This window comes from Candidatus Eisenbacteria bacterium (genome assembly GCA_016867495.1).
Lineage (GTDB): Bacteria > Eisenbacteria > RBG-16-71-46 > CAIMUX01 > VGJL01 > VGJL01.
Genome location: VGJL01000101.1, coordinates 1 through 9688, shown reverse-complemented (window position 1 = coordinate 9688; position 9688 = coordinate 1). Strand labels below are relative to the sequence as shown.

Genomic DNA, 9688 nt, shown 5'->3' with positions numbered 1-9688 from the left:
CGGATTCTCATGGCGTTGGCGGAGGAAAGGGCTATCCACTACGAGTGACAGAACTCATTGCCATCGCAGGTGTTGGCGGAATCGGAAAATCGCCAGAATGGCACATGCGACATGCGGAATGTAGGGTGTAAATATAGCCGATTACTGCTTTGTCGTCAAGCTCCTAGCGGATCGGCTTGACGCCGCGCCTTGCCGGCCGGACGCTCTCCCCAGATCAGGCGCGGCGCGGGCTCCGACCCGACCGAGCCCGGCTAACCAGATCGGCGGCCGCGGCGCCGCGCTTCGGGGTAGAAGGAGTCGCCAGGTGCCACTTTTCCGCAGTCGCTCCGCAGCCGGCATGTCCATTCTTGGCCTAATCGCCTTGCTCTCATGCAGTTCGGAGGATGCGCCCCTCCCTCCTCCGGGGGATCGGTTCCCTCCCTCCGCTGTCCGAGACCTCTCCGCTTCGGCCACGGGCGACTCCACGGTTCGCCTCTACTGGACCGCACCGGGAGACGACGGCCTCGATGGAACAGCGGCACGATACGACATCAGGTACGGCCAGGCCCCCCTGAGCGACGCCAACTGGGAGTCGGCCACCCGCGCGACCGGGGGAGCGACACCCTTGCCCGGCGGCTCGCCCGAGACGGTCCTCGTGGACCATCTCGCCAGGGGGAAACCCCACTACTTCGCGCTTCGATCGTTCGATGAGGCGGAGAACTCCTCCTCCCTCTCCAATGTCGTCCTCGGCATCCCGGGCCTCCTGACCAGCGACTCCAGCTGGTGGGCAGGCTTCGCCGCCCACGGAACCGACGGCTACGTCTTCGCCCTCGCGCGCGAGGGAGGCCTGCTCGCTGCCGGAGGATGGTTTCATGAAGCGGGCGATGTCCCGGCCGACCGGATCGCGCTCTGGGACGGCTCCTCCTGGGAGGCGCTGGGCTCCGGGATGAACGATGCGGTCTATGCGCTGGCCTTCTCGGACGGCAGGATCTTCGCCGGCGGCTCCTTCACATCCGCGGGAGGCGCCGACTGCCGCCGGATCGCGCAATGGGACGGCGCCGCCTGGGCGCCTCTGGGAGGGGGTCTGGACGGAACCGTCCATGTCCTGCTCGCGCACGAGGGAGGGATCTTCGCCGGAGGGGAGTTCACGACCGCCGGATCCGACACGGTCAATCACATCGCCCGATGGGATGGCTCCCGATGGAGGGCGCTCGGCCGAGGCCTGGACGGGGGCGTCTACGCTCTTGCCGTCTTCGAAGGCGATCTCGTCGCGGCGGGAGACTTCACGGCCTCCGGGGAGATCACGCTCTCGAGGATCGCGCGGTGGACGGGAGTGGAGTGGGTCGCGCTAGGAGCCGGCATCGACGGCGCGGTGCGGGCTCTGCTCGCGATCGAGGGGGATCTTGTGGCCGGAGGCCTCTTCGACCGCGCCGGCTCGGTCCCCGCGCGAAACGTCGCGCGATGGGACGGATCGACCTGGATGCCCCTCGGCTCGGGAATGGACGGACCGCTGGCCGCCCTCGCCCTGCATGCGGGGCGAATCGTCGCGGGAGGCGACTTCTACGTGGCGGACGGCTTCCTCTGCAACCACATCGCTGTCTGGAGCGGCGCTTACTGGTCGCCGCTCGGAACCGGGTTGAGCGACAGGGTGAAAGCCCTGGCCGGCGGGGAAACGGATCTCTACGTGGGAGGCTGGTTCACCGCCGCCGGCAGCGTCCTCTCCCCGCACCTGGCCCGCTGGAGAGACTAGGCGGCCCCTGTCTCGGCGCACGCCTGCGCCCGTTCGCCGGGCGATTCCGCCTCCCCACAATCGGGATCGCCGCGCCCCGGGCCGGGAAAGAGACCGAGCCGCTTCATCTTCCCGATCAGCGTCGTGCGGCTCATCCCGCCGAGGGACCGGGCGGCCCGCGTTCGATTCCACTTGTTCTCCTCCAGCGCCTTGAGAATCAGCCGCCGCTCCATGTTCTCCATGTAGCATCCCAGACCCTCCGCGCCCTCGGCCCGCTCCCGCGCGGGCATTGGGGCCGGAATCGGCGCGGGGTCGACCGGCGCCTCGATGTCGATGCAATCGGCTTCGACGCTCGACCTGGAGAGAGCCTTCGTGAGCGCCACGGCCTTCTCCACCGTGAAACGGAGCTCGCGGACGTTCCCCGGCCAGGTGTGCTGCAGGAGCCTGTCGAGGGCTCCCGATGAGAGCGTAGGCGGGGGGCCGTCGTGGTTGCCGAAGAGATCGACGAAGTGCGAGGCGAGAAGGGGCACATCCCCGAGGCGCTCCCGGAGAGGAGGAAGCTCGATCTTGAGCCCGCAGAGACGGTAGTAGAGGTCGCGGCGAAAGGCCCCCGTGCGAACCTGCGCGTCCAGATCGGCGTTGGTTGCGGCGATGACGCGGGCACGCACTCTCCTGATGCGCGTCTCCCCCACTCGACGGATCTCCCCGAGCTCGAGCACGCGAAGGAGCTTCACCTGGGCGCGCGGGGTCATCTCCCCCACCTCGTCGAGCAGGAGCGATCCCGTGTCCGCGGCCTCGAAGAGGCCGATCTTGTCGGCGACCGCGCCGGTGAAAGCGCCTCGGACATGCCCGAAGAGCTCGCTCTCCTGAAGCTCGCTCGGCAGGGCCCCGCAGTTGACCGCCACGAACGGCCCCTTCCCGCCCGATGCGCGATGGAGCGCCCTCGCCAGGACCTCCTTCCCCGTCCCGCTCTCGCCGAGGACGAGAATCGGAATCGAGGTATGCGCGAGCGACTCGAGAGGCTCGAGCGCCCTGAGGATCCGCGGGTCCGCCGTGAGGAAGCCCAGCTGCGACAGGCGCCTCACGCGCGGGACGCGCGGCGGCTTGTTGGCGAAGCTCTCAAGACCCCGCTGGACATCGCACGAAGGAGGTCTCAGCGACTCGAGGAGAATGTCGCATCGGTGGATCTGGCGGCGGCGGTCCAGACGGCGAAAGAGGCCGCGTGCCTCGAGGATCCCTTCCCGCGCCCTCGATCGGACCTCGGGGGCCTGGGCTCTCAGAACGCAGATCTCCCCCTGCGAGAGCAGGAGCTCGGCGAGATCGCCATGGGAGCGTAGCTCGCGCAGCCCCCGCTCCACGTCCCGTAGGATCGCGTCCCCGTTCTCCTCATCGCCGTCGGCGTAGCGGAGCATCGCCCCCTGAAACTCGACGCGACGCCTTTCGAGGGGATCGGTCCCGTCCGCCGCGGCAAGAGCTTCCTCGATCCGCTGCCCCGCTTCCTCCCGCCGGCCCTGATCGAGCAGACATCGGGCCAGGAGGCGCAGGAGCGATGTCCGCGTCGCTCCCCCGGGGACGCAGGGGCCTTCGGCGGTCCTCACGACCTCTATCGCCTCCTTGAAGAGGGCCTCGGCCGCGCCGTGGCGGCACTGGGCGCGCAGGAGCTCCGCTTCCGCCCGCAGAAACGACGCGCGGAGCCATCGCTGCCCCTGCGGGCCCGCGATCTCCCCGAGCCGATCCAGGCAACGCCGCGCTCTGCGGAGATCTCCCGTCAGCAGGTATCCTTCCGCGACGAGGAGTCGGATCCGGGAGATGAGGAGCCCTCGAGCGCCCCATCGCGCGCGCCGCAGCGCGGCGGCGCAGCAAGAGAGGGAGGCGGCGGGCGGATCGGTCTCCCGCAGGGCGCGCGCCTTTCCGAGGAGGGCCAGGGCCTGGTCCCGGCGATCGGTCGACAAGCGAAACACGGTCTCGAAGGCCTCGACGGCAGAGGGCCAGCGCCCGCCCTCGAGGGCGAGCATGCCGATGGCGCAGCAGATGGCGCGCTCCCCCGCCGCGTCGGCGATGAGATGAGCGATCGCCCTCGCCCCATCGAGGCGGCCGCGGCTCTCTTCCCTCGACTCGCGGTTCGCAGTTGAGGACTCGAGAAGCTCCCGGGCTTCCCGCTCGATGCCGGACAGCCATGCCGACTCCGCTTCCCTCAGAGGCACCGTGAATAGACTGAGCTGACGGACGCGACGATCGAAGACTGCGTGAGGACTCATCAATCATCCCTCCCAAGGGATCTCACAGCGCTTGGTATCAGCTTGCGAGCCTGGAACCGGTCCTCGGGAGGCAGGCGGCACGGCGATTCCGTCCGCCGAGGAAGTATCGGGCCGCGATCCGCCGCGCGGGTCGCGACTGTCGGCTCGCCTTGGGGGCTGCGGCCGAGCACGGGCAATCTACCACATCGCTCCGTCGACGCGTCAAGGGTTTCCCGGGAGCCGCGCGCCGGGGAACGCGCGGCGGTTGACCATACCGGCGGCGACGGATAGGTTCGGCCTCTGGATGAAGGCCGGTCCCCCGGGCCGGCCGAACCCTGACACAAGGGTCACGGGAGTGGGAGCGATGCGTCTCGACAGGATGCTGCGCCGCGGAGTCCTCCTCGCAATCTGCCTGCCAGCCGCCTCCCTCCTGCAGGCGCAGGGGACCTTCGTGATGATGAACGGCCGCAACCATCCGGAGTTGCGATGGCAGGAGATCCGGACCGCCCACTTCCGGATCTTCTACCACGAGCCCTTGCGGGAGTGGGCCTACGACGCCGCGTCGATCCTGGAACGTTTCCATGGGCCCTTGTGTCGGCGTCTCGACGTCTTCCCGGAGCGTCGCACCCGCGTCTACCTCTCCGATCAGGACCAGATCGCCAATGGAGCGGCCGTCGGACACGACTACTTCTTTGCCTGGATCCCGTCCCAAACCTCGCAGCGCTCCTTCGCAGGATCGAGATCCTGGTTCGAGGAAGTCCTCGTCCACGAGTATGCGCACATCCTCGTTTCTTGGGGCTCGAGGACCTGGGTGGGAACCCTGGCCTTCCCGCTCGGCCTCTATCCGCCGCGCTGGCTTCACGAGGGGATCGCGCAGTGGACCGCGGAGTCGTGGAATGTGCCGCGCGGCGATCAGACCGTCGGCGCGGCGCTGCTGGAAGAGGGGCTTGGTCGATGGCCCCGAGACGGCCGGCTTCTCTACGCGACAGGCAACGCGCGCGTCCGGTGGTTGGCCGCGACGTACGGGGATTCGCTCGTGCCGCGCCTGATCCGACCCGCGGGGAGGCTCGGCCTCTACAGCTACGCGGCGGCGGAGAAGGCGGCCTACGGGCCCGGGAGAGAGCGGCTCTACGAACGCTTTCGCCGCGAGATGATCGCCTTCTATGGCGAGAGGTACCGCCGGGGCGAGAGCCCGGACTCGATCGGCAAGCCTCTCCGTCCCGCCCCCGCCTTCCCGCAGCACGCGTCGCGGGCCCTCGACGGAGTCTCGTGGTGGACCGGGCAGCCGACCGCCCGTCAGGCGGAGGGATCGCTCCTGCGACGGGATGCGGACGGCCGGATGAGACGCATCGTTTCGGGAGGCTTCACCGAGCGCCCCTGCCCCCTCCCCGACGGCCGGGTCCTCGTTCCGCGCTGGCACCGCGCGTCCCATGGATCGATCGTCCAGGATCTCGGCATCTGGGAACCCGGGTCCGGGTTTCGCTTCCTCACGTCGGGGGCGAGAGTCGTGGAGGTCGACACGATCGCCTCTCGGCGGGTGATCGCGATCTCGGAATCGTCGCGAGGCTCCGCGCTGGCCGCGGCCGCGATCCCCGAGAGAGGTGGAGCCATCTTCCTCGAGCCCCTCCTTGCTTGGCCGAGGGGCTGGATGCCGCATGGCCTTGACGCCGCAGGCGCCGGGACGCGCGCCGTCGTCTCGACGACGCGTCCCGGCGGACGCCGCGATCTGTGGGGCCTATCTCTCGGCCGCGTCGCCGCAGACTCGCTCTGTCTGATTCGCGACTCCGGCGTGATCCAGAACCCGCGCTGGCTCGACGAGGAACGTCTCGCCTGGACGGCGCATGAGGAGGGGGTCGCGAACGTGCGCGCCGCGGAGTGGCCGTCCGGAGGCAGCCTCGCGGGAGAGAGAGCGATCACGTCGGCCGGAAGCCAGATCGAGTTGGTCGGGGTGTGGAACGACAGTCTGCTCGTGCGCGACCGCGCGTCCCGAGAGGCGACGCCGACGCGCGTCGTCGATCCACGGAGAAGCCCATCTCGTCTCCTCGATGAGCGCGCCCACATCTTCCCGACCGCTCCCGCGATCGAACCGGACACGACATCGCGAGCATTCGCGGCGGGACCCTTCCCCTACCGCCCGCTTTCCGAGGTGCGATCCTGGTTTCAGCTACCCCTCGTCGGTCCGCAATCGCGCCGGGTCGGACTGGGATGGATCGGCGCATGGGCCGAGCCTCTCATACGCCATGCCTGGGGAGGCTACCTGTTCAGCGCGCGACGGCAGGCGTCGAATCCCGATCGCGGCCTCCTCTACATCACCTCGAGATGGGGGCCATGGGTCGCGGCCTACCACCTCTCCGCGCTCCTGCCGCGCCGCGTCCTGAACGACCGTCTCCTGGTGGAGCGGCGGGAAGCGACGGGAGTCGCGCTCCTCGCCCCGCTGCACGTCGAGTCCGATCCGAACACCCAGGCATGGGCCACCGGTTTCGTGGGGACGGAGAGCAGGCTCCCGCGCTTCGGAGGCCGCTCGCTCGCGACCCCGCTCGGAGTTCCCCGCTCCTGGTCTGGCCTGCTCCTGGGCGGCGAGGCGGCCTTCATGCATCTTCCGCCCGACGGGCGGGGCGCCGTGACGATGCGCAGAGGTTATGGGATGGAGGCCACAGCCCGCCGGTCGATCCGCGCCTGGAGGGGGGGAAGCGACTTCACGCGCCTCTCGGCGCAAGCCTTCGCGGCCTTGCCCCTGCCTCTTCCCGCGCGGTCATCCCTCTGGATCGAGGGGGGCTTCCGGGGAACCTCCTCGCGCCTGCCGCCGCAGGAGTTCGAGGGACTCGACGCCGACCCGAGCCACGCCATCAGCCCCACGCTCCCGGGAATCGACGGCGCGGTCTTCCTGCGGGGCTGGCCGCTCCAGCGGCAGGCGCGCTTCGTCCTTCACGCCAATATCGAGACGCGGCTGCAGGCCATCCCCGATCTCGGCGTCAGGGCCCCCGGCCTTGCCTTGCAGGGAGGAATCCTGGCTCCCTTCGTCGAGGCGGGCCATCCCTGGGGAGGCGGGTCGGCGCGATTCGCCGACGAGAAGACGCGCGTCGCTTTCGGAGCCGAGGCCCGCGTGCTCGCCCGCGCCGGTCCCCTCAGGATCGTTCCAGCGATCGCCTACGGCAGGCGGATGAGCCGGGGTCATCCGCACGGACACTGGTCCTGGAGGATCTCCACAGCCCTCCCGCTGGCCATGCCCTGGGATCCGCCGCGACTTCTGCGCGCCCTCCACGGCGGAAGGCTTCAGGCCTGCAGTTTCTAGAGACAGGCCCAGCTACGGAACTCGGATGCGCAGCGCCGGTTAGCAGGTGGAGTCCTGGCATGGACCGGAGGCGCGCATTGCCCGGTGGGCGGCGAGTCGCGTAGACTTATAAGGTTATGCCCATTTCCCGATCGCGACAGCGCATAGGCACGAAGGAGGACTGAATGCGCGGCTTCATCATCGCTCTTCTTCTCGCGGGGGCCATGACCCCGCTCTCCCCCATCGCCGTGATGGGACAGGCCCCCCAGGGGGCGCCCCCCGTCCCGGCAGATCTGAAGCCGGGGGTCTGGAAGGCCGATCCCGCTCTCGCCGAGATCCTCAGGGCCTTCGAGCAGCTCCAGAACGAGCAGGCGGTCCGCGCGCATGTCGCCGACGTCGAGAAGCTCCTCGAGAAGCACCCCGACTGGCTCGATCTTCACAGGCACTACATCAGTCTGTCCCGAATGACCAACGAGTGGGCGAAGATCGAGCCGACCTACAGAGCGAAGTCGGCCGCGGACCCCTCGAACGTCGATCTCCTCTTTCTCGCCAACCTGTTCGAGCGGACCCCCTCCGCAGAGACTGTCCTGCGCGGGATCCTGAGCAAGGAGCCCCAGCACTTCCACGCCCGGTGCGTGCTCGGCATCTTCCTGCTGTCCGGACCCGCCCCGCGCGTGGACGAGGGGTTCGGCCTCCTCTTCGACGCGGTGCGGGCCCGCCCCGATCATCCCTATGGATACCAGACGCTGGCGGCCGCCTACGAGATGATGAAGGACTATGAGTCGGCCATCAAAGTGCGCAGGCTCTCCCAGCTCACGGAGCCGGGCGCGTTTCAGCCTGTGCAGTTCGAGGCCCGCGACCTCGAGATGGCGGGCCGCCCGGAGGAGGCGCTCGCGCGCATCGAGGCCTTCGCGAAGGAACACCCCGAGAACAGGCGGGCCCGCAAGACGCTGATCGAGATCCACAAGCAGCAGGGCCGCCCGGAGGTGGCGCTTCGGGCGCAGCTCGAGCTGGCCGAGATGGCTTCGGATGACCCCGGCGAGGCGCTCAACGCGGCGAAGGCCCTCGCCTCGAGCGACGTGCAGCAGGGTCTGGACTGGCTCAAGAAGGCGGCGCAACGCGGGTTCGACGATCACCGCCTCCTCATGAAGGATCCGGAGATCGCCCCGCTTCGAGAGAATCCCGAGTTCGCCCCAATCCTCGAGAAGGTCACGAAGGAGCATGGAAAGAGGCTTCCGGAGCGGAGGGAAGCGACGCTCTCCCACATGATCTCCATGCCCGCGCCCGCCTTCCAGGTGCTGACGCTCGACAGCGCCACCGTGAGGCTGGCCGACCTCAAGGGCAAGGTCGTCGTGCTCGACTTCTGGGCCACCTGGTGCGGGCCATGCAGGGAGACGTTGCCGATGGTCAGGCAGATCCACGACCAGATGAAGGACCGTCCTGTCCAGGTCCTCTGCATGAACGTCTGGGAAAAGGACCCGGGCAGATCGCGCGTCGCCCCGTACTGGAAGGAAAACGGCTACCCGATGACCGTAGGCCTCGCAAGCATGGAGGACGCGACGGGATACGCCGTGCAGGGGATCCCGACGCTCTTCGTTCTCGACCAGCAGGGGCAGATCCGCTTTCGCCACGTGGGCTACACGCCCTACATGGACGAGGAGGTCTCCTGGGTCATCGAGAAGCTCCTCAGGGAAGGGGACAGGGGCGAGAACCTCCGCTAAACGCATTCGTCCGGATCGGGGATGCGGGCGGGCGCGGCGCGACGATCACTGTCATCTCTCGCGCTGCGCCCCGCGTTCCGCAGGGGCGGCCATGCATTCCGCACCCTCCGCGCCGGGGGCAGATCACGTAACCCGCTGCAGCAGAAGAGGAGCCCCGGGCATCCCGCCTGGCACGGGCGCTGCAAGAGAGGCTCCCGTCCCCCTGGTGTGGCGGCGGTAGGGAAACATGGATCGGGGGATGGGGTCGCAACCCCCTGACAAGAACGGCCGCGCCTCTCTCCTCACACCCGAGCCCAGCCTAGGAGAGGCGCGGCCTTGTCTATGCCGGCGATCCCGGCGCCCCGAGGAGCGTCAGTCCTCCACGATCCCCCATACGACCATCGCCTTTTCATTCCCTTCCTCGTGGAAGTAGATGACGTCGTACTTGCATCGGTCATAGGGACCGCTGTAGCCGAGCTTGACGAGGAACCGCTGAACCTGGCCGGGATCGAGCGCCCTGTACTGGATCCTCGGATTGCGCTCCTGCATTTCGCGGACGCTGTCGTGAATCGATGGCAAGCCGCCTCCGCTCCCTACCGATCGGAAGAGGGCCCGCCCCCTCGAGTCTTGCGGGGACGCCCTCGGCGATTTCGAGGATTGACTCCGTGGCGGCGCATGAGATTGCGGACCCTCGTCTCCGTGACTCGGAGGCGCCGGGCCGCCCGCGATTGGTTCCATCCCTCCTGCTCGAGGGCCGCGATCAGCAGATCAC

At 68.8% G+C, this 9688-nt stretch carries 5 protein-coding genes; 3 read left to right on the top strand and 2 right to left on the bottom strand.

Annotation, left to right across the window (positions count from 1 at the left end; genetic code table 11):
- Positions 1 to 304: 304 nt before the first annotated feature.
- Complete coding sequence (locus tag FJY88_09445) at positions 305 to 1729, top strand: hypothetical protein (protein ID MBM3287553.1); 1425 nt, start codon at positions 305 to 307, stop codon at positions 1727 to 1729.
- Here FJY88_09445 and FJY88_09440 read toward each other — a convergent pair.
- Complete coding sequence (locus FJY88_09440) at positions 1726 to 3966, bottom strand: AAA family ATPase (protein MBM3287552.1); 2241 nt, start codon at positions 3964 to 3966, stop codon at positions 1726 to 1728. The genes FJY88_09445 and FJY88_09440 overlap by 4 nt on opposite strands.
- A 343-nt stretch (positions 3967 to 4309) precedes the next feature.
- Here FJY88_09440 and FJY88_09435 point away from each other — a divergent pair, with 343 nt between their 5' ends.
- Both FJY88_09435 and FJY88_09430 read left to right on the top strand, forming a co-directional pair.
- Entirely contained in the window at positions 4310 to 7237 is a 2928-nt protein-coding gene (locus FJY88_09435; GenBank protein ID MBM3287551.1) for a hypothetical protein, read from the top strand.
- Positions 7238 to 7401: 164 nt separating this feature from the next.
- Positions 7402 to 8937 carry a redoxin domain-containing protein gene (locus FJY88_09430; GenBank protein MBM3287550.1) on the top strand — a complete coding sequence of 512 codons (1536 nt, stop codon included), beginning with the start codon at positions 7402 to 7404 and terminating at the stop codon, positions 8935 to 8937.
- A 351-nt stretch (positions 8938 to 9288) separates the two neighbouring features.
- Here the strand turns inward: FJY88_09430 and FJY88_09425 are convergent, their stop codons facing one another.
- Positions 9289 to 9495 (bottom strand): hypothetical protein, encoded by a 207-nt coding sequence (locus tag FJY88_09425; protein ID MBM3287549.1) that lies wholly within the window; start codon positions 9493 to 9495, stop codon positions 9289 to 9291.
- Positions 9496 to 9688: the final 193 nt, after the last annotated feature.